The organism is Flavobacterium sp. MK4S-17, assembly GCF_009848495.1.
In the GTDB taxonomy this organism is placed as follows: domain Bacteria; phylum Bacteroidota; class Bacteroidia; order Flavobacteriales; family Flavobacteriaceae; genus Flavobacterium.
Genome location: NZ_WWEP01000031.1, coordinates 19,725 through 39,985 on the forward strand (window position 1 = coordinate 19,725; position 20,261 = coordinate 39,985).

A 20,261-nucleotide genomic window follows, 5' to 3' on the forward strand; every position below is an offset into this window, starting at 1 on the left:
CGTTAAATAAGGTTTGGTATTAAAAAATAGTAACGAATTTTAAATAAAAACTTCTAGTCATGAAAAATATATTTAAGGCGTTACTTGCGGGATGGGGAGCCAAAAAACTTGGCTTTGGATGCTTTGGTACCATTATAGCATTTGCAATTATATATTACCTTTTAGGATATGTATTTTAAAACAAAAACCTCCCATTGCGGGAGGTTTTATTATTTATAAAATTTAAAACTTTACATATTCCTGCGGTACTGTCCGCCTACTTCAAACAGGGCAGCAGTTATTTGCCCCAGTGAGCATACTTTGGTAGCCTCCATAAGCTGTTCAAATATATTTTGGTTTTGTACAGCGGCATTCTGTACTTTATTTATCTGTTCTATAACTTTTTCTTTATTTGCTTTTTGAAGGCTTTCAAGTGTTTTTATCTGGAACCGCTTTTCTTCTTCCGTTGCGCGTATTACTTCAGCAGGAACCACTGTTGGTGAGCCTTTGGAACTCAAGAAAGTATTAACACCGATTATTGGGAATTCGCCTGTGTGTTTCAATGTTTCATAATAAAGGCTCTCTTCCTGTATCTTGCTTCTCTGGTACATGGTTTCCATAGCCCCAAGTACACCTCCACGTTCAGTAATACGGTCAAACTCTGCAAGCACGGCTTCCTCTACAAGGTCAGTCAGCTCCTCAATTATAAATGAGCCCTGAATTGGATTTTCATTTTTGGCAAGCCCAAGCTCTTTGTTAATAATAAGCTGTATTGCCATTGCCCTGCGCACACTTTCCTCTGTAGGTGTAGTAATTGCCTCATCATAAGCATTGGTATGTAAAGAGTTGCAATTATCATATATAGCATATAATGCCTGTAATGTAGTACGGATATCGTTAAAATCAATTTCCTGCGCATGCAGCGAACGTCCCGATGTTTGTATATGGTACTTAAGCATTTGGGCACGTTCATTGGCGCCATATTTGTTTTTAAGTGCTTTTGCCCATATCCTTCGCGCTACGCGCCCTATTACGGCATATTCAGGATCTATCCCGTTACTGAAAAAGAACGAAAGGTTTGGCCCGAAATCGTTAATATTCATACCCCTGCTCAGGTAATACTCCACATAGGTAAATCCATTAGCAAGTGTAAAGGCAAGCTGGGTTATAGGGTTTGCCCCTGCCTCTGCAATATGGTAGCCCGATATAGATACTGAATAGAAATTACGTACATTTTTTTGGATAAAATACTCCTGCACATCACCCATTAAACGCAGTGCAAATTCAGTAGAAAATATACAGGTATTTTGCGCCTGGTCTTCCTTTAAAATATCTGCCTGCACCGTACCACGAACCTGGCTTAGCGTACGCACTTTTATATCATTATATACATCTGCCGGTAATACCTGGTCGCCGGTAACCCCTAAAAGCATCAGCCCAAGGCCATCGTTACCTTGGGGCAGTGCACCATTATACTTGGGGCGGTCAACACCTTTTTCTTTATAAATGTTATTTATTTTTTCCTCAACTTCAGCTTCCAGCCCGTTTTCTTTAATATAAATTTCGCACTGCTGGTCTATAGCGGCATTCATAAAAAAACCTAGCAGCATTGGTGCGGGCCCGTTAATAGTCATACTCACAGACGTCATTGGGTGGGCAAGGTTAAAACCTGAATACAGCTTTTTAGCATCGTCAAGGCAGCATATAGATACTCCTGCATTACCTATTTTACCGTAAATATCAGGGCGGTAATCAGGGTCGTTGCCATATAGCGTTACACTGTCGAAAGCAGTAGACAAACGCTTTGCAGGCATGCCAAGGCTAACATAATGGAAACGCCTGTTAGTCCTTTCAGGGCCTCCTTCGCCGGCAAACATACGTGTTGGGTCTTCACCCTCACGCTTAAACGGGTAAAGCCCAGCCGTGTAAGGAAACTCTCCCGGAACGTTTTCCTGCAGGCACCATTTTAAAATATCACCCCAGGCCCTGTATTTTGGCAGTGCCACTTTTGGTATCTGCGAATGTGAAAGCGATTCGGTATGCGTTTGTATTTTTATTTCCTTATCCCGCACCTTAAAGGAGTACACAGGATTTTTATATTTATTTACCTTTTCATCCCATGTCAGTATAATTTCCCAGTTGTAAGGGTCAAGGTTCATTTTTTCACGGTCAAATTCCTTTAGCAGTAAGGAAAGGAATTGTTTTTTATCTTCAGCGTCAACTGATACAGATGCTTCATCAATACCTGATTTATTTATCTCCGGCAGCTTTCCGCTAACAGTTTCTATGGTTTTATATAACCCGTACAGTTTTTGTGCCACTTCCTGCTGTGCATCGGCAACCTCATCATACTTACGGTTATTTTCAGCAATTTCGCTTAAATAACGTGTACGGTTTGGTGGAATTACATAAATTTTCTCACTCATTTCACGGGTAATTTCAAAAGTCGATTTTAAATCTCCTCCTGTCCTTTCCGCAATCTTGTCCATAATGGCCTTGTAAAGTGAGTTCATGCCAGGGTCATTAAACTGCGAAGCAATAGTACCAAAAACAGGCATATCATCAGGATTGGCATCCCAAAGGTTGTGGTTGCGCTGGTATTGCTTTTTAACATCACGAAGTGCATCAAGTGCACCGCGTTTGTCAAATTTGTTTATTGCCACTAAGTCTGCAAAATCAAGCATATCAATTTTTTCAAGCTGGGTAGCAGCACCAAATTCAGGTGTCATAACATACAGGGATACATCACTATGGTCAAGTATTTCAGTATCGCTCTGCCCTATCCCCGAAGTTTCAAGCACTATCAGGTCATATTTTGCTGCCTTAAGTACCTGTACAGCCTCTGCAACATATTTTGAAAGCGCAAGGTTGCTTTGCCTTGTTGCCAGCGAGCGCATGTAAACCCGCGGGTTGTTTATGGCATTCATCCTTATGCGGTCGCCTAACAACGCTCCTCCTGTTTTACGTTTAGATGGGTCAACAGAAATTAAACCGATAGTTTTTTCAGGAAAATCTATAAGGAAACGGCGCACCAGCTCATCTACAAGGGATGATTTTCCTGCACCGCCTGTACCTGTAATACCCAATACAGGTATGTTTACAGATTCATTTTGTTTGTGTATGGTATCAAGTGCATCTTTTGCAATATCAGGAAAGTTCTCTGCCGACGATATAACACGGGCAATAGCTGCCGGATTCTTTTCGGTTAAATGTTTTAATTCACCATTCAGTTTATCGCCAACAGGAAAATCAGATTTTTCAACAAGGTCATTAATCATTCCCTGCAGTCCAAGTTCCCGCCCGTCATCGGGTGAATATATCCTTGTAATACCATATTCATGCAGTTCCTTAATTTCTTCAGGCAGTATTACACCGCCGCCGCCGCCAAATATTTTTATATGCCCTGCCCCTTTTTCTTTTAAAAGGTCATGCATGTATTTAAAATATTCATTGTGCCCACCCTGGTAAGAAGTCATAGCTATGGCATTGGCATCTTCCTGTATGGCTGTATTTACCACTTCTTCCACGCTGCGGTCGTGCCCCAGGTGTATTACTTCAACACCTGTTGACTGTATAATGCGGCGCATGATATTTATAGCTGCATCATGCCCGTCAAAAAGCGAAGCTGCGGTTACAATTCTTACTTTATTTTTAGGAATATAAGGCTGTACTTGTTGCATGTTGAAATATATTCAATATTAAGCCCGCAATTTACGTATTTCTCAAAAAACTACAACTACAGCTATTTAATAAATTGGCCCACTGCGCCATTATTAATAAATAAAATCCGTGTGCGGTATGAATAGGCTTTCACCTGTGTAGGATACCAGTTCCGGCCGCTTTCTGCAAGTATAAATAAGCCGTCGTCATCTCCTGACACCGTAAACTTTTCACTCCTTGGCTGCCTGTGGAATATAGGCACACCAAACTTATTGTACAGCATATCGGCAAACTGCGGTACTTTGCCTATTACAAGGCCAATTTCGCTTACACATATAATATTAGAGGCTCCAAAAGGCTTACCGGCAAACACCTTGTTAGCATAACGGGTTATAATTTCAACTATATTGCCATTATTGTCGTAAAAATAAAAAGAGCGGGCATCCCAGTTGGTAAAGTCTGCAATATCCTGTCCATCCTGTATAAGTATAACAGGCGTTTTAGCTTTTATAGTTTCATAAGCTTCATAAAACCTGTTGTTAGGCACATCAAAGGCAAAATGATATACAGGTTTCAGGTTTTCCGATTTCCTGAAAACCAAGCTTGTATATCCTGCTTTAAATATTATTGTTGAGGCATCATCCTTATGGTAGGGCTTTAAACCTAAAACATTTTTATAAAACCGTTCCGTTTCAGCAAGATTATCGCTTAAAATTTCAAGCTCCAGTATTTTCATTCCTCGCAGGTTTATTCATCAGCAATTTACCAATTATTATGCAGTTAATGGTTAATGTTTATTAAAAGCTGTTTACGGCTGGAATAATTTTTGTTTACCTTGGCACAAAAATAAATACCAGCCAAATGAAAAAAGTTTTAACTCTTATGATTGCCTGCCTTGCCCTTTCCGGCTGTGCCGAACTGCAGCAGGTAGCATCGCAATTGCCACAAGGCGGAATACTTTCTAACGCAGATATTGCTGCCGGATTAAAGGAAGCTCTTGACAAAGGTATTGACACGCAGGTAACCAAGCTGACCCAAACCGATGGATTTTACAAAAATGAGCTTGTAAAGATACTGCTGCCTGCCGAACTGCAAAAAGTTGATAAAACCCTGCGGGGAATTGGCCTTGGCAGCCTTGCCGATGAAGGCTTAAAAATGCTTAACCGTGCCGCTGAAAATGCAGTAAAGGAAGCAACTCCTATTTTTGTGAATGCTGTAAAGCAAATGACAATTACCGACGCTAAAAACATTTTGCTGGGTAATGACCGTGCAGCTACCGATTACCTCCAAAGGACTACCTCATCTCAACTTTATGCCAAATTTAATCCTGTAATCAAATCATCTTTCAGTAAGGTAGGTGCAGATAAGGTATGGAGCAACATTATCACACAATACAATAAGGTTCCTTTAGTACAGGATGTGAATCCTGACCTTACTGATTATGTTACCAACGAAGCGCTTAAAGGTGTATTTACCATGATAGCTATTGAGGAAAAAGACATAAGGAACAACATAAATGCCCGTACCTCCGCATTACTGAAAAGGGTGTTTGCAATGCAGGATAATAAATAGCTAATTTTTTAAAAATCAGATATATAAAATAACAATGCCTTAACATTGTAACGAAAATTAATTAGTTAATTTGCACCATCAAATAAATGGTTTTCTCACATTTGGTTAGGGTTAGTTAGAAAAATGCCGGTACACACATCCCGGCATTTTTATTATCATAAATATTTTATAAGCCGTTTACTGTATTTGCTCCCATTTGCTACTTTTACATAAAAATAGAGCGAGTGAAAAAGAGCGTATTTATAGTATGCCTTATGTTATGCTATACAGGCTTTGCGCAACAATGGCATTATACCTTTGATGCTGCGCAAAAGCAGGCTGCCTCCGAAAATAAAAATATACTACTGGTATTTTCGGGCTCCGACTGGTGCGGTAAATGTATGGAACTGGAACGGATAGTGTGGCAGAGCCATGAATTTAAAAATGAAGCTGAAAAACGCTGGGTTTTGCTTAGGGCCGACTTTCCGCAAAAAAAAGGTATGCCCGAACCTGTGGATATAAATGCCGAAAATATAGTACTTGCCGAAAAATACAACCGCAACGGCTTTTTTCCTTATATAGTTTTACTGGATAAAAATGGCAGGATACTGGGCAAAACAGGCTATGAAGAATTTGAAAATGCTAAAGAATATCTTTTCCTTTTAAAAAACCTTTAATCCAGCCTTTGCTGTAACTGCTTAAAGTAGGCAAATGCCCTTACCATCCTGCTGCCATACCATGAAAACATTTCCCCATCCACAAAAACCGTTTTAGCATGGTGTGTAAACCTGCCTATTTCAAAAGCATCTTCTTCCTTAAAGGGATAGGGTTCAGAGGAAAGGAACACCACGTCAGGGTCGCCCTCTATCCTTATTTTCTGGATAATTATTTCCGGATACCTGCCACGTGCTTCATATATGTTGGTAAAATTATTAAGCTTGAGCATTTCATTGATAAAAGTATCGCCGCCAGCTGCCATATAAGGGTTTTTCCATATAAAATAAGCAGCCTTTAGCTGTTCCCGCCCTTTCATAAAGTTACGGAAATCATTAAGGCCGTAGTTTATCTTGTCAATCCATTGCTGTGCCTTTGTGCGTACCGAAAATATTTTGCCCAGTTCGGTTATCATATCAATACTGTGCTGTATAGTAATTATGTCACTTGTCCATACCGGGGCAATCTCTCTTAACTGCTCTACTATTTCTTCGGTGTTTTCCTCTTTATTGGCTATAATTATATCCGGCTGTAACAGTTTTATTTTTTCATAGTGCACCTTCTTAGTTCCGCCAATAATTTTTTTGGTGGATTTTAAATGGTAAGGATGCACACAAAATTTAGTAATACCTACTATATTTTCCTCTAACCCCAAATCAAATAGCAGCTCCGTTTGCGAAGGTACTAACGAAACAATGCGTTTAGGCATTTCTGTCAGGGTTATGGTATAACCTGTCTGGTCGGTATATGTTTTTGAGGACATTATTTACCAGTATTATTTGCTAAAATCAGTGCCATTTCTTTTTGTACTTTTTGTGCCTGTATCCTTGCCTCCATAGCAAAATCTTCGGTACCGGAAGCGTAAATAACAGCGCGTGATGAGTTTACTAAAAGCCCTACATTACTGTTAAGCCCATAGCGGCATACCTCGCTAAGGCTGCCCCCCTGTGCCCCAATACCAGGAACAAGTAAAAAATTATCAGGTACAATTTTACGGATTTCCTTAAAATACTCTGTCTTTGTAGCACCAACCACATACATTAGGTTTTGGCTGTTTTGCCACGACTGCGAAGTTTTCAATACCGTTTTGTATAACTCCTCTTTGCCTGCTTTCTGCGTTTGAAAATCAAAAGCTCCCTCGTTAGAGGTTAGAGCCAGCAGTATGGCAAATTTATTTTTTACGGCCAGAAAAGGCTCTACACTGTCTTTACCCATATAAGGTGCCACCGTAACCGAATCAAAGTTCAGGTCTTCCAGAAATGCCTTGGCATACATGGCAGATGTATTGCCTATATCACCACGCTTGGCATCGGCAATGGTAAAAATCTCCGGATGCTTATGGTTTATATAGTTAATAGTTTTTTCAAGGGCTATCCATCCCTTAAGCCCGTAGGCCTCATAAAAAGCGGTATTAGGTTTATAAGCCACTGCAAGGTCATGCGTGGCATCAATAATAGCTTTATTAAATTCGAATATCGGGTCTTCCGTTGCCAGCAGGTGCTGGGGGATTTTATTTAAATCCACATCGAGCCCAATGCAAAGGAAAGATTGTTTTTGTTGTATCTGGTTGTATAGTTGTTGTGTTGTCATTAAAAAGTATTTGTATGCAAAAATAAGAAATATAAAAAATCCCGCCGTGGCGGGATTAATGCTATTAATAAACTTCGCTTTCTTTAAGCTTTTCTGTATTGTTAACCAGTTGCAGCTCATCAATAAGCTTTTGAAGGCTGCCGTTCATAACGCCATCCAGGTCATAAAGTGTAAGCCCTATCCTGTGGTCGGTTACACGCCCCTGCGGATAATTGTAGGTACGTATTTTAGCTGAACGGTCGCCACTGCTCACCTGGCTGTTACGTTTGGCGGCATCTTCCTCCTGCTTTTTGGCAAGCTCCATTTCATATAAACGCGAACGCAATACCTGTAAAGCCTTATCCTTGTTTTTATGCTGCGACTTCTCATCCTGGCATTGTGCTACCAGGCCTGTAGGTATGTGCGTCATACGCACAGCCGATTTGGTTGTGTTAACCGACTGCCCGCCGGGCCCTGATGAACAGAAAAGGTCAATACGTACATCATTCATATCAATCTGCACATCAAATTCCTCTGCTTCGGGCAATACCATTACTGTAGCTGCCGAGGTATGCACACGCCCCTGTGTTTCGGTTTGCGGTACACGCTGCACACGGTGCACGCCCGCTTCAAATTTAAGCGTACCGTAAACATCTTCTCCCGTAACTTCAAAAATTATCTCTTTAAAGCCTCCCGATGTACCTTCATTTAAATCTACCACGCTGGTGCGCCATCCTTTGCTTTCGCAGTACTTGGTGTACATCCTGAAAAGGTCGCCTGCAAAAATACTGGCTTCATCACCGCCTGTACCGGCACGTATCTCCACCATTACATTTTTGGCATCCTCAGGGTCTTTAGGTATAAGCATGAACTTTATCTCATCCTCAAGCTGTGGCAGCCTTTCTTTAGCTTCCTCAAGCTGAAGCTTGGCCATATCAACCATTTCGGCATCGCTGCCATCGGCAATAATTTCGTTAGCCTCCTCTATATTACCTGTAAGCCTTACATATTCCTCCCGCTTTTCCACAAGCGCTTTCAGGTCTTTATATTCTTTGTTCAGCTGAACATATCGCTTTTGGTCAGCAATTACATCCGGCTGTATAATAAGGTCTGAAACCTCATCAAATTTTTGTTTTATTATCTGTAACCTGTCTAACATACAACTTCTCCTTATTTCGAGGTGCAAAATTACGAATTTTTCCTTTGTTACAGCATATAACCGCCACTATTAAAATATACTGTAAATATTAAATGCACATACAATCCTTAAAATACCTACAGTTGGGTATTTTATTGTATATCAATTTGTTGAAAATTTGTAACCATAACATAAAAACAAACAACCATGAGAAAAATTAACAGACATTTTTTTGCGTTGCTATCCCTCGTGCTGGTTATTTCACTTAGTGCATGCAGTAACAGCGACGATAATGGCGATACCGGTGATGATGGCGGCGGATCATCTACTACAGCAAAGTTAGTGGGTGAATGGGAATATATTGGCTACCAGGATTATGAGGAAAATAAATTTTATGAAAATAGTGATGAATGTTACGGTGAAAATATTAAAATTAACGCCGATGGTACAGGCATATTTACTGTAGAAAACTGTAACACTACACCAGTTGCTTCCGCTTTTACCTGGGAAAAAATGAGCGGCAGCAATTATAAGCTTTTATTAATGGGAGAAAATATGACGGTAAAAATAACATTTCCCGACGGTAACAATAGGCTATACCTTCAATACAGCGATGAAGAAGGCTATGCAGATGTTTACCAGAAACAATAACACAAACCAAGCAATTGATTACCAAAAGGGCCGGAAGCAATTCCGGCTTTTTTATTTAGGAACAGGTATTACAGTAGCCCGAAATCCAACTGCTTATAGTTTCGCTTACATAACCTTCGGGCAATGTTACTTTAACTTTTTCATGAAGGCACTCAACCTTTTCGCATTTAAGGCACCTGAAATGAAAATGATCATGGCTATGCTGCTTTTCATTACAGCTAAGGCAAAGTGCAAAATAATATTTCCCATTGTCTGCCAAAATGCGGTGTGTAATACCATCTTCACAAAAACTGTTTAGTACACGGTAAATCGTTACCCTGTCCATTTCCCCCTTTACTTCAGCCTCAATCATCTCCTGGCTGAGTGCTGTGCCTGAGCTTTTTAAAATATTTAAAATTGACTGCTTTGCAGGTGTATTCCTTCTCTTCATTCTTTAATGCAATTTAGTTGCAATAGTACAAATTATAGCTATATTTGCCAAAAACATTATTATGGGCACAAGTTACGAAGTTATAATTATAGGCGGAAGTTATGCAGGGCTTTCTGCAGCTATGGCCTTAGGCAGGGCATCGAGAAACGTTTTGGTTATAGACAGTGGTAAACCCTGTAATGCCACAACACCACACTCGCATAACTTTTTAACCCAGGATGGCGAAACACCTGCTGCTATTTCTTTAAAAGCCAAGGAACAGGTATTACAATACCCAACAGTTCTTTTAAAAACCGGTAAAGCTATTAAGGGCGAGAAATTGGACAACAGATTTATTATTACAACAGAAGCTAATGAAATCTACAGTTCTGATAAGTTGTTATTTACTTCGGGGGTTACAGATGTAATGCCGGATATACCCGGGTTTTCAGAATGCTGGGGCAAAACAGTTATACACTGCCCTTACTGTCATGGGTATGAAGCCAAGGATCTGGATACCGCAGTAATTGCCAATGGTGATGCCGCTTACCACTACAGCATGCTTTTACCACAATGGGCAAAAAGCCTCACTTTATTTACCAACGGAAAAGCAAACTTTACTGATGAACAGCTAAACAAGCTCCGCCAAAAAAATATTCCTGTAATAGAAACTGAAATTGCTTCATTACATCAGGATAACGGGCAACTTAAAGATGTTATACTAAATGATGGCAGTAAACATCAATTTCAGGTAGCTTACCATAAACCTACACAATTGCAGCACAGTGATATACCGGAACAATTAGGCTGCACCATAAATGAATATGGCATATTAATAACTGATGAAATGCAGAAAACAAATATTTACGGCATATATGCTGCGGGCGACTGCTCGGCACTAATGCGTTCGGTTGCTAATGCGGTGGCTTCAGGCAATAAGGCGGGCGCTTTGATAAACATGGAACTTTGCGTAGAAAGTTTTAATAAAGTAAACTGATAAATATCATGCTATGTGCTTTATAAAATTGCTAACTTGGCTTGATAAAACCAATTATGTATGAAAACAAAGTTTACATTTTTCGCATCAGCCATAGTGTTACTAATGGCAGTTTCGTGCAATTCATTTAAAAAGGATGAAACAAAAGAATTATTATCGGAAGAAGAAACCACCGATAAATATAACCAGATAAAAGAAATGGATTGGCTTATTGGGGAGTGGCAAAGCCACTCATCATCAAATAATACTACTGAGGTTTGGAAAAAAGCTGATGACTCTACTTTTGTTGGTTATGGTTATACCCTAAAAGACAGGGACACCATCTCGTTTGAAGATATAGTACTTGACCAAAGAGGGGATTCATTACATTATATAGTAACAACCCGCTACCAGAATGATGCAAAGCCTGTATCATTTACACTAAAAAGTTTTACTGCTAATAAATATATTTTTGAAAACCTAAAGCATGATTTTCCCACAAGGATAACCTATCATAAAATAAGTGAAGACTCCATTAAGGCTGAAATTTCAGGAATTTCGAATGGCGAAACGGCTATTGTAGAGTTTCCTATGGTAAGAAAGAAATAATATAAAAAAGAGGCTGTATTAAAACAGCCTCTTTTTTTTACTTTAAAGGTATATTCTGTAAAATTTCCAGTACAAACTTCCAGTATTTTTGTGCGGAAGATATACTTGCCCTTTCATCGGGGCTGTGTGCCCCCTTAATAGTCGGCCCAAACGATATCATATCCATATCAGGATAGTTAGTGCCTAATATACCACATTCAAGCCCTGCATGGCAGGCAACCACATTAGGCTCAGCATTATTCTGCTTTTTGTAAATATCTTTCAATACTTCCAGTATCGGGGAATTTACATTTGGTGTCCAACCCGGATAGGAACCTGAAAAAGTTACCTCACACCCTATCAGTTCAAATACCGAACGTAATGCATTGGCAAGGTCAAGCTTAGCGCTTTCAACCGAAGAACGTGTAAGGCAGCCTATGTGTATTTTACCATCTTTAACTATAACCCTTGCTATGTTGTTGGACGTTTCCACAAGCCCCTCCATATCGGCACTCATGCGGTACACGCCATTATGCGCGGCATACAGTGCACGTGTAAGCCCTTCCTGCACGCCCAGGTCCATTACCTTGGCGGGTAATTCGGTTTTCTCAATAACTATCTCAAGATTAGGCTCTGTTGTTTTAAACTCGGATTTAATGTCATTTATTACTTCCTGTATATCAAGATTAAAAGCTTCTTCAAAAATATCAGAAATGATTACCCTTGCAAAACTTTCGCGGGGAATAGCATTTCGGAGGCTCCCTCCGTTTATCTCTGCAACCTGCAGCCCAAAGTTTTCAAAACCATCAAACAGGAGGCGGTTCATAATTTTATTGGCATTACCAAGGCCTTTGTCTATATCCATGCCGGAATGCCCTCCGTTTAAGCCTCTTACTGTTATATTATAGGCAATAGAATTTTCAGGCACTTCCTCTTCAGTATAATCACGCACGGCGGTTACATCAACCCCACCTGCACAGCCAATATCAATTTCATCATCTTCCTCTGTATCAAGGTTAAGTAGTATTTCCCCGTTTAATAAACCTCCTTTAAGCCCCATTGCACCTGTCATCCCTGTTTCCTCATCAATAGTAAACAAGGCTTCAATGGCAGGATGCGGAATATCAGTGCTTTCCAGTACAGCCATTATAGTGGCTACGCCCAGCCCGTTATCGGCTCCCAGTGTTGTGCCTTTGGCACGCACCCAGTCGCCGTCAACATACATTTCAATACCTTGGGTATCAAAATCAAAATCTGTACCTGCATTTTTTTGGTGCACCATATCAAGGTGACTTTGCATTACAATAGTTTTGCGGTTTTCCATACCCTTAGTTGCAGGCTTTTTTATAATAACATTACCTACTTCGTCCACTATTGTTTCAAGGCCCAGCTTAGCACCAAAATCTTTTATAAAAGCTATTACCTTTTCTTCTTTTTTTGAAGGACGGGGCACAGCATTTAAATCAGCAAATTTATTCCAAAGTGCTCCTGGCTCAAGGTTTCTTATTTCCTGGTTCATTCGTTTTTATTAGTTTTTTTGTTTGAATACAAAGGTAAGGGTACTGATTTAAAAAGCTAAAAGCATAGCTATTTATTTTGACAACATGGCTATAATGGAAGGCACATCCTTATCGGCTACTTCACCCAGCCAGATGTTATGGGGCTGCAGGCACACAATAGGCGCATTTTTACAGTTGTCGGTACATTCCATGCAGTTTAGTAAAATTTCCTTTTTAAGCCCCTGCTCCTTTAATGTATGTTTTAAAGCTTTTCGTAACTCTTTACTGTGCTTTCCGCACTTTTTACCATTGCACAAAAAAATAGCCTTTTCCCGGGCATCAATCTTTTTCATAGGCTTCCAATTATTTTCAATACAAAAATACTACTTATATTTACAATCATTATCCTTGTTAAATGAATAAAAAACTCCTGTTAAGCCTTTTGCTACTGGTACAGGTTATAATTGTAAACCTGCTTTCCTTTTTCCCTGATTTTATTGAAAATTATTATAGCAACGGGCTATACCCTTATATAGCAAGAACATCCCGCCTTATATTTGGCTTTTCTGGCTTTTCAGTTGGCGATATTATTTATGGGGCAGTACTGTTTTTAATCATAAAATGGCTGTGGAAAAACAGGAAAACTTGGCGCAGAAACTATAAAGCAAACTTTTTGGATATAGCAAGTGCAGTTTCGGTTTTTTATTTTCTTTTTTACTTTTTATGGGCATTAAATTACCACAGGGTTCCGCTGCACGAAAAAATGGATATTGATAAAAAATATACTCCTGACGAGTTGGTAGCCTTTACAAAAAAGCTAATTGCAAAAACCAATAGTTTGCAGGAAACCATTACAGGCAATGACAGCTTAAAGGTTAAAAACCCAGCGCAAAAAAGCGAGATTTACACAATAGCCATTAACGGATACCAAAATCTTGAAAAGCAGTATCCGCAGTTTAATTATGAAAATTTAAGTTTAAAATCTTCATTAATCAGTACGCCATTGTCCTACATGGGGTTTGGCGGATATTTAAATCCTTTTACCAATGAGGCGCAGGTAAACAGCAAGCTGCCAAAATACAACTACCCTACAACAACCTGCCATGAAATGGCCCACCAGATTGGTTATGCATCTGAAAGTGAGGCAAACTTTATAGGCTACATGGCTTCAATTAATAATAATGACATTTATTTTCAGTATTCGGGTTATTCATTTGCTTTAAAATACTGCCTGCGAAATATCAGCAAAATTGATGAAGAACAGGCAAAAAGCCTCTTGCCGTTAATAAATAAAGGCGTTAGGCTGAATTTTAAGGAAAGTGAGGAGTTTAACGATGAATACCAATCGTTTATTGAAAATATATTCAAATATTTTTATGACAGTTACCTTAAACTAAACCATCAGGAAGAGGGCCTTGAAACCTACAGCAAATTTGTTGGCCTGCTGGTAAATTATTATAAGGATAAAGAATTATAGCTTATAGCTGTAACATTTTTAATAACACGGCTACTTATTGCAGTATGAATCCAACACTGGAAAAATCTTTTGTTCAGCAACTTCAGGAAAACCAGAACCTGATACATAAAATATGCAGGCTGTATACAGACAGTGAAGATGCGCACAAAGACCTTTTCCAGGAAATTACCATACAGCTATGGAAAGCTTACCCACAGTTTAGGGGCGATTCTAAATTTACCACCTGGGCATACAGGGTGGCACTTAACACTGCCATAACCCTGTACCGAAAAAAATCGAGGACAGTAAATACTATCGAATTTAACAGTACAATACATAAAATAAACCAGGAAGATTATAATTATGAGGAAGAAGAACAAATTAAATTATTGTATAAAGCAGTACAGCAGCTAAATGATATAGAGAAAGCACTGGTATTTATGTACCTGGAAGATAAAGATTATAATGAAATTGCCGAAACGCTTGGTATAAGCGAAGTAAATGCAAGGGTAAAAATGAACAGGATAAAAGGCAAACTGAAAAAAATATTAAATCCGTAAAGGAGCTATGAAAGAACTTGATAAATTAAAAAAACACTGGAAAAGCAGCGAAGAAAGCTATCCCCGTTTTTCGGAACAGGAAATTTATGCCATGCTGCATAAAACTTCCTCTTCTGTAGTGAAATGGATAGTGATTGTAAGCATACTTGAGTTTGCTTTATGGACATTTATTTCATTTCTTATAAAAGATTCCCAGACATCGAAAAGGATTGATTCGATGAATATAGAGTATATTACTATCCCAATGACGGTTATAGGTTACGGCATTATATTATATTTCTTTGTTTTGTTCTGCTTAAATTATAAAAAAATTACAGTTACAGATAATGCCCGGACACTGATGCAAAATATACTGAAAACAAGGAAGGCAGTATCAAACTATATAATAGTTAACCTTGCCTATATATTTATAAGCTCAATAATAATATTTATAGCCTTGTTTAAGCATGATGCCAAGCTTATAGATGCAGTACACCGCTATGAAGCAAACGGAAATGCAACAGCATTTTATTTAATATATTTCGGCACTGCTGTTGCCCTTCTGGCAGTATTTATATTTTTCCTGTGGCTGTTCTATAAGTTAATTTACGGATTGTTGTTAAAACGCCTGCACCGCAATTACCAGGAACTGAAAAAAATAGATTTTTAGTACTGCGCAAAATGAGGAATCTGGTTATATTACTATTATTACTGTTCATTACAGCAGGTTATAGCCAGGCAGAAAAAAGCCTGCTATGGAAAATATCGGGTAACGGGCTGGAAAAACCTTCTTATCTTTTTGGTACTATCCACATTACCTGCGATGCTACATTAAGCAGTAAGGTTCTTGATGCACTTGATAAAACATCGCAGCTATACCTTGAACTGGATATGGATAACCCTGCCCTTTCATTAACCGTAATGAAATATGCAACCATGAATGATGGCAGTAAATTAAGCACACTTGCCACAAAGGAAGATTATGACATAGTAAGTAAGTTTGTATTAGAGCATACTGGTATATCTATAAGCATGTTAGATAATTTTAAGCCTGTTTTTATTGATATGATGCTTATAGATAAAATGCTAAAATGCCCTATACAGTCGGTTGAAGCAGAGCTGATGAAAGTTACAAAAACACAGCACGAAGAAGTGTTTGGCCTTGAAACTGTTGAAGACCAAATGGCTGCTTTTGAGGCAGTACCTTACCAAAAGCAAATGGATGAACTGGTAAAAAAGGCCAAAGAAGGCATAGAACCGCTTTATGAAGAATACGAAGAATTAATGGATTTATACAAACAGGAAGATATTACCGCAATAATGGAATATGTAAAGGCTAATACTGATGTTGAGCAGGCATTGGAATTACTGAATAAACGAAATGAAAACTGGATACCTGTAATAGAAGCCACAGCAAAAAATAAACCCACTTTTTATGGTGTGGGCACTGCACATCTTCCGGGCAAAAATGGCGTAATAAACCTATTGCGGAAAAAAGGCTACATAGTAGAAGCTGTAAAATAAAAGAGCTGCAAACGCAGCTCTTTTATTTTTAAAACTTAACACCAAATTTTGCGGCTTCTGCTTTTGCCTTTGGTATCAGCTTTTTGATATTGTTTATCCTTGTACTACTGGATGGGTGTGTACTTAAAAACTCCGGTGGTGCAGAACCTCCGGCATTGGCTTCCATCCTTTGCCAGAAATCTATCGCCTCCTCCGGGTTATAACCTGCTATTGCCATAAGTGTAAGCCCTATTTCGTCAGCTTCATTTTCATGTTTCCTGCTAAATGGCAATATGGCGCCATACTGTGTGGTAACACCATAAGCCTGCTGGTATATCTGCTGCGCCTGCTGGCTTTTACCTGAAGTTGCAACAGCCACTCCTACTGCACCAAGTTCCTGTATAGTACCTACACTCATACGCTGTGCTCCATGGTTTACAAGTGCATGTGCCACCTCGTGCCCCATAACGGTTGCAAGCCCTGCATCATTTTTTGTAATAGGCAGTATGCCGGTATATACTACTATTTTTCCTCCGGGCATGCACCATGCATTAACAGCAGGATCCTGTACTAAATTATATTCCCACTGGTAACCGTCAAGATAGCCTTTATAGCCGTTTGCATTTAAATACTTCTCTGCGGCTGCCTTTATCTTTTGGCCAACACTCACTACATTATTTGCTGCAGATGTACCTTTAACAACTTTATTCTCTTTCAAAAATTCATCATACTGCTGAAAAGCCACAGGAAAAATTTCTCCGTTTGAAACGTAATTAAAATACTTTTTCCCTGTAAAAGGGTTAGTTTGGCATGCAAACATTAGTAATAGCAATATTGCCGAAACGGTTAGCACACTTTTTTTCATACTTATACTATTAAATTATATTCAAAATTAGTAAAATCATTTCATAAAGCATTCCGAAAAAATGATGGGTATCGTTAAAGTATTGTGAATGTAAAATTTAATAAATTGTTTTGTAGGAAGTATAATTTTCAAAAACTATGCATGCATTGTAATTAAAAGATAAAGCTATACCTTAGTGTAATATAAATTGAACAATAATGCCAGGAAAAAAACAAAAACAAGCTATAAAAATACCTGTATTAATAAAATTATCAATTCGTGTACTGGAAATCCTATCAGTTAATCTGGCAGCAAAATTTGCAATGAAGCTGTTCAGGACACCCATACGTTTTAAATTACCAAAACGCGAGGAAGAAATGAACAGGGTTAGTACGCAGGAATATGTATTCATACCGGCTATAAATAAAAAAATACGGGTATATATTTTAGGGGAAAGCAAGAATAAAGTTTTACTTGTTCATGGCTGGAGCGGACGCGGCACGCAGCTATATTCTATAGCACAAAAACTTATAAAGCAGGGCTATAGCACAATAAGTTTTGATGCTCCTGCACATGGTAAGTCAACAGGAAAAACAAGTGATATGACAGAGTTTATAGCTAGTGTACTTGAACTTGAAAAAAAATACGGGCCGTTTCAATATGCCGTAGGGCATTCATTAGGAGGTATGGCAATTTTAAACGCTGTTAAAGGAGGACTAAGATTAAAAAAGGCAGTAACAATTGGCAGTGGTGATATTATTAAAGATATAATGGATGATTTTGCTGAAAAATTAGGTATGAAAATTGCTACTTGTAAAGCGATGGTAAAACAGTTTGAAAAGGAATTCAATACAACCATCAACAGTTATTCTGCGTATATAGCAGCACGGGAAGTTAATATACCGTTGCTGGTAATACATGATGAAAATGATACCGATGTGCCTGTTAAGGCAGCATATCATATAAAAGATAATTTACCTAAAGGTGAACTTATGATTACACAAAAGCTGGGGCACCGCAAAATTTTAGGAGATAAAAATGTTATTAAACGTATAATTGAATTTTTAGAAGAATGAAAAAGATTATAATACTGTTTATTTTAATGGGGCTTACCTCGTGCCAGGGACAGAACAGGAAATCAGATACTAAGACTTCCGGTACCGAAAAGGCATCTGCTGATAAAACTTCGGGAAAGTTTAAGGTAAATAAAACAGAAGCCGAATGGCGTGCTGAATTAACTCCCGAACAATTTGAGGTATTGCGTAATAAAGCCACCGAAAGGCCTTATACTGGAAAATACGACAAGTTTTTTGAAGATGGTGTGTATGTATGCGCCGCTTGCGGAAATCCACTTTTTAAGTCTGATACAAAATTTGATTCGCATTGCGGTTGGCCATCATTTGATCAGGCTATAAAAGGTTCTGTAATATATGAGCATGATACAAGTTATGGTATGGACCGTACAGAGGTAATGTGCGCAAACTGTGGCAGCCATTTGGGGCATGTTTTTGATGATGGCCCAAAAGAAACAACAGGAAACCGCTACTGTACCAATTCAGTGTCCATTAAATTCATACCTGCAGAAGAACTCAAGAATAAAAGCAATTAATTAATATGAAAAACTATAAAATACAAAAATCAGAAGCTGAGTGGAAAGAACAGTTGGGAATGGAAAGGTATAAAATCCTACGCCAGGCTGGGACTGAATTTCCCCATAGCGGACAATACAACCTTCATTTTGAAAAAGGGACTTACGTTTGCGGAGCATGCGGAGAACCGCTTTTCGAAAGTGATTCAAAATTTCAGTCATCATGCGGATGGCCTTCATTTGATGAATCTATACCTGGTAAAGTTGAATATGTAAAAGATACTTCTTTCGGCATGTTAAGAACAGAAATACTTTGTGCCAACTGTGGCAGCCACTTAGGGCATGTATTTGACGACGGGCCTACAGATACAGGACAAAGGTACTGTGTAAATTCGCTTTCTGTGGATTTTAAAGAATAAATTAAATAGAATGCCTCTGAATTAAGCAGAGGCATTTTTATTTACAAAAACAATCCATAATTTTAAGTATATGGATTTATTTATGGAAAATACAGACTGGGCAAAGGCATTACAGCCAATAATAGATAAATATAAGGATAAAAAACATCCTTTGGATTACAAAAACCTTTACCAGTTGGTAGTTATGGTTGTACTCTCTGCTCAGGACAGCGATGCCCATATTAATAAAGTAGCCCCCGGTTTTTTTAAAAAGTATCCAGATATGCAGGCTCTAAGCAAAGCCAACACAGCACAGCTAACAGAAATACTTTCTGAGGTACGTTTTCATGGCAATAAAATTGCATGGCTACAGGAAATAGCATCTGTCATAAAAGAAGATAAAAATATTCCAAAAACTATGAAAGAGCTTACGGCCATAAAAGGCATTGGCCGAAAATCGGCAAATGTTATAATGAGAGAAGCCGGTGCCAAAGCTGAAGGTATATTAGTTGATTTACACGTGGTAAGGGTAGCCCCCCGCATAGGTATTGCTGAAGGAAAAGATGCCAATAAAATAGAAAAACAATTAATGGAAAAATTACCACGAAAAATGTGGGGTGATATTGGTATGGCTATTTCGCACTTGGGTAGGGAGGTATGCCGGCCAACAAATCCTAAACACCACGAATGCGTTATTAAAAATGTATGCCAGTACTGCCTGAATAAAGGCAATACTACTTAGGCTATTAGGTTGTAAATCAATGTGCCTAGTAGTAATAAAAGTAATATTACCACTATCCCTAAAACAATCATAACCCATTTTAAAGCCTTTAGCACACTTCGCAAAGATTGATGTTCTTTACCTGTTATTTTTTCTATTAAGTTTAATGAAGCTGCAGAAACAATAAAAAAATCATCAATCCAGCCAACAACAGGAATGTCAGGAATTATATCAAAAGGGCTTATAGTATAAAATACACTGACAATAGCTAAAACAGATGCCCATACAGTCTGTTCTTTTTGTTTACTCTTCATACATCATATAACAACAGCCAGAGGAAAATAGTATAATTTAGAATAAGATATATTCATGATATAATAATACAACCTATAAAACAAAAAGCCCTTCATGATTTATGAAGGGCTTTTAAAAGAAAGGCGACGACATACTCTCCCACAAGATGCAGTACCATCTGCGC

At 38.5% G+C, this 20,261-nt stretch carries 23 protein-coding genes; 13 read left to right on the forward strand and 10 right to left on the reverse strand.

Annotated features, from left to right (window positions below; all coding sequences use genetic code 11):
- Window positions 1-230 precede the first annotated feature (230 nt).
- Together GSF09_RS10380 and GSF09_RS10385 are read right to left on the reverse strand one after the other, a co-directional pair.
- Window positions 231-3,659, reverse strand: a complete 3,429-nt coding sequence (locus tag GSF09_RS10380; protein ID WP_159801079.1) for a methylmalonyl-CoA mutase family protein — start codon at window positions 3,657-3,659, stop codon at window positions 231-233.
- A 62-nt stretch (window positions 3,660-3,721) separates the two neighbouring features.
- Complete coding sequence (locus GSF09_RS10385) at window positions 3,722-4,375, reverse strand: VOC family protein (RefSeq protein WP_159801081.1); 654 nt, start codon at window positions 4,373-4,375, stop codon at window positions 3,722-3,724.
- A gap of 125 nt (window positions 4,376-4,500) precedes the next feature.
- Between GSF09_RS10385 and GSF09_RS10390 the strand changes: the two genes are divergently transcribed.
- Window positions 4,501-5,211 (forward strand): DUF4197 domain-containing protein, encoded by a 711-nt coding sequence (locus tag GSF09_RS10390; protein ID WP_159801083.1) that lies wholly within the window; start codon window positions 4,501-4,503, stop codon window positions 5,209-5,211.
- 224 nt (window positions 5,212-5,435) lie between these two features.
- A complete protein-coding gene (locus tag GSF09_RS10395) occupies window positions 5,436-5,867 on the forward strand; it encodes a thioredoxin family protein (RefSeq protein WP_236564880.1) in 432 nt (143 codons plus the stop codon).
- Here the strand turns inward: GSF09_RS10395 and GSF09_RS10400 are convergent.
- The 3 genes from GSF09_RS10400 to prfA all read right to left on the reverse strand — a co-directional run bounded on the left by GSF09_RS10400 (window position 5,864) and on the right by prfA (window position 8,632).
- Window positions 5,864-6,667, reverse strand: a complete 804-nt coding sequence (locus GSF09_RS10400; RefSeq protein ID WP_159801085.1) for an ABC transporter substrate-binding protein — start codon at window positions 6,665-6,667, stop codon at window positions 5,864-5,866. The genes GSF09_RS10395 and GSF09_RS10400 overlap by 4 nt on opposite strands.
- Complete coding sequence (gene pyrF / locus GSF09_RS10405) at window positions 6,667-7,494, reverse strand: orotidine-5'-phosphate decarboxylase (protein ID WP_159801087.1); 828 nt, start codon at window positions 7,492-7,494, stop codon at window positions 6,667-6,669. Before pyrF ends, GSF09_RS10400 begins: the two co-directional genes overlap by 1 nt.
- 64 nt (window positions 7,495-7,558) lie before the next feature.
- Window positions 7,559-8,632 (reverse strand): peptide chain release factor 1, encoded by a 1,074-nt coding sequence (gene prfA / locus GSF09_RS10410; protein ID WP_159801089.1) that lies wholly within the window; start codon window positions 8,630-8,632, stop codon window positions 7,559-7,561.
- Window positions 8,633-8,818: 186 nt separating this feature from the next.
- Here prfA and GSF09_RS10415 point away from each other — a divergent pair, with 186 nt between their 5' ends.
- Complete coding sequence (locus GSF09_RS10415) at window positions 8,819-9,262, forward strand: hypothetical protein (protein WP_159801091.1); 444 nt, start codon at window positions 8,819-8,821, stop codon at window positions 9,260-9,262.
- A 55-nt stretch (window positions 9,263-9,317) separates the two neighbouring features.
- Here the strand turns inward: GSF09_RS10415 and GSF09_RS10420 are convergent, their stop codons facing one another.
- Window positions 9,318-9,692, reverse strand: coding sequence for a Fur family transcriptional regulator (locus GSF09_RS10420; protein ID WP_159801093.1), 375 nt, complete (start codon window positions 9,690-9,692; stop codon window positions 9,318-9,320).
- A gap of 61 nt (window positions 9,693-9,753) precedes the next feature.
- On the opposite strand from GSF09_RS10420, the gene GSF09_RS10425 reads away from it, so the two are divergent.
- Window positions 9,754-10,668, forward strand: coding sequence for an NAD(P)/FAD-dependent oxidoreductase (locus GSF09_RS10425; RefSeq protein WP_159801095.1), 915 nt, complete (start codon window positions 9,754-9,756; stop codon window positions 10,666-10,668).
- Between the two features lie 60 nt (window positions 10,669-10,728).
- A complete protein-coding gene (locus tag GSF09_RS10430; protein WP_159801097.1) occupies window positions 10,729-11,256 on the forward strand; it encodes a DUF6265 family protein in 528 nt (175 codons plus the stop codon).
- A 37-nt stretch (window positions 11,257-11,293) separates the two neighbouring features.
- Here the strand turns inward: GSF09_RS10430 and GSF09_RS10435 are convergent, their stop codons facing one another.
- Together GSF09_RS10435 and GSF09_RS10440 are read right to left on the reverse strand one after the other, a co-directional pair.
- Window positions 11,294-12,754, reverse strand: coding sequence for an aminoacyl-histidine dipeptidase (locus tag GSF09_RS10435; RefSeq protein WP_159801099.1), 1,461 nt, complete (start codon window positions 12,752-12,754; stop codon window positions 11,294-11,296).
- Window positions 12,755-12,826: 72 nt separating this feature from the next.
- Window positions 12,827-13,087 carry a (2Fe-2S) ferredoxin domain-containing protein gene (locus tag GSF09_RS10440; RefSeq protein ID WP_159801101.1) on the reverse strand — a complete coding sequence of 87 codons (261 nt, stop codon included), beginning with the start codon at window positions 13,085-13,087 and terminating at the stop codon, window positions 12,827-12,829.
- A gap of 62 nt (window positions 13,088-13,149) precedes the next feature.
- Between GSF09_RS10440 and GSF09_RS10445 the strand changes: the two genes are divergently transcribed.
- The 4 genes from GSF09_RS10445 to GSF09_RS10460 are packed head-to-tail and all read left to right on the forward strand — an operon-like array spanning window position 13,150 to window position 16,253.
- Window positions 13,150-14,211 (forward strand): DUF3810 domain-containing protein, encoded by a 1,062-nt coding sequence (locus tag GSF09_RS10445; protein ID WP_159801103.1) that lies wholly within the window; start codon window positions 13,150-13,152, stop codon window positions 14,209-14,211.
- Window positions 14,212-14,255: 44 nt separating this feature from the next.
- A complete protein-coding gene (locus GSF09_RS10450; RefSeq protein WP_159801105.1) occupies window positions 14,256-14,750 on the forward strand; it encodes an RNA polymerase sigma factor in 495 nt (164 codons plus the stop codon).
- Between the two features lie 7 nt (window positions 14,751-14,757).
- Complete coding sequence (locus tag GSF09_RS10455) at window positions 14,758-15,399, forward strand: hypothetical protein (RefSeq protein WP_159801107.1); 642 nt, start codon at window positions 14,758-14,760, stop codon at window positions 15,397-15,399.
- A gap of 11 nt (window positions 15,400-15,410) precedes the next feature.
- The gene (locus GSF09_RS10460; protein ID WP_159801109.1) at window positions 15,411-16,253 is read left to right on the forward strand and encodes a TraB/GumN family protein; all 843 of its coding nucleotides are present in this window, start codon (window positions 15,411-15,413) and stop codon (window positions 16,251-16,253) included.
- A gap of 28 nt (window positions 16,254-16,281) precedes the next feature.
- Here GSF09_RS10460 and GSF09_RS10465 read toward each other — a convergent pair whose 3' ends face one another.
- The gene (locus GSF09_RS10465) at window positions 16,282-17,097 is read right to left on the reverse strand and encodes a M48 family metallopeptidase (protein ID WP_159801111.1); all 816 of its coding nucleotides are present in this window, start codon (window positions 17,095-17,097) and stop codon (window positions 16,282-16,284) included.
- Between the two features lie 197 nt (window positions 17,098-17,294).
- Between GSF09_RS10465 and GSF09_RS10470 the strand changes: the two genes are divergently transcribed.
- The 4 genes from GSF09_RS10470 to nth all read left to right on the forward strand — a co-directional run bounded on the left by GSF09_RS10470 (window position 17,295) and on the right by nth (window position 19,804).
- On the forward strand, window positions 17,295-18,152 hold the full coding sequence (locus GSF09_RS10470; RefSeq protein ID WP_159801113.1) for an alpha/beta fold hydrolase: 858 nt from the start codon (window positions 17,295-17,297) through the stop codon (window positions 18,150-18,152).
- On the forward strand, window positions 18,149-18,685 hold the full coding sequence (gene msrB, locus GSF09_RS10475) for a peptide-methionine (R)-S-oxide reductase MsrB (RefSeq protein WP_159801115.1): 537 nt from the start codon (window positions 18,149-18,151) through the stop codon (window positions 18,683-18,685). Before GSF09_RS10470 ends, msrB (GSF09_RS10475) begins: the two co-directional genes overlap by 4 nt.
- A 5-nt stretch (window positions 18,686-18,690) precedes the next feature.
- A complete protein-coding gene (gene msrB / locus GSF09_RS10480; protein ID WP_159801117.1) occupies window positions 18,691-19,083 on the forward strand; it encodes a peptide-methionine (R)-S-oxide reductase MsrB in 393 nt (130 codons plus the stop codon).
- Window positions 19,084-19,153: 70 nt separating this feature from the next.
- Entirely contained in the window at window positions 19,154-19,804 is a 651-nt protein-coding gene (nth, locus tag GSF09_RS10485) for an endonuclease III (RefSeq protein WP_159801119.1), read from the forward strand.
- Here nth and GSF09_RS10490 read toward each other — a convergent pair.
- Complete coding sequence (locus GSF09_RS10490; RefSeq protein ID WP_159801121.1) at window positions 19,801-20,097, reverse strand: YkvA family protein; 297 nt, start codon at window positions 20,095-20,097, stop codon at window positions 19,801-19,803. The two genes, nth and GSF09_RS10490, sit on opposite strands and share 4 nt — an antisense overlap.
- Window positions 20,098-20,261 lie beyond the last annotated feature (164 nt).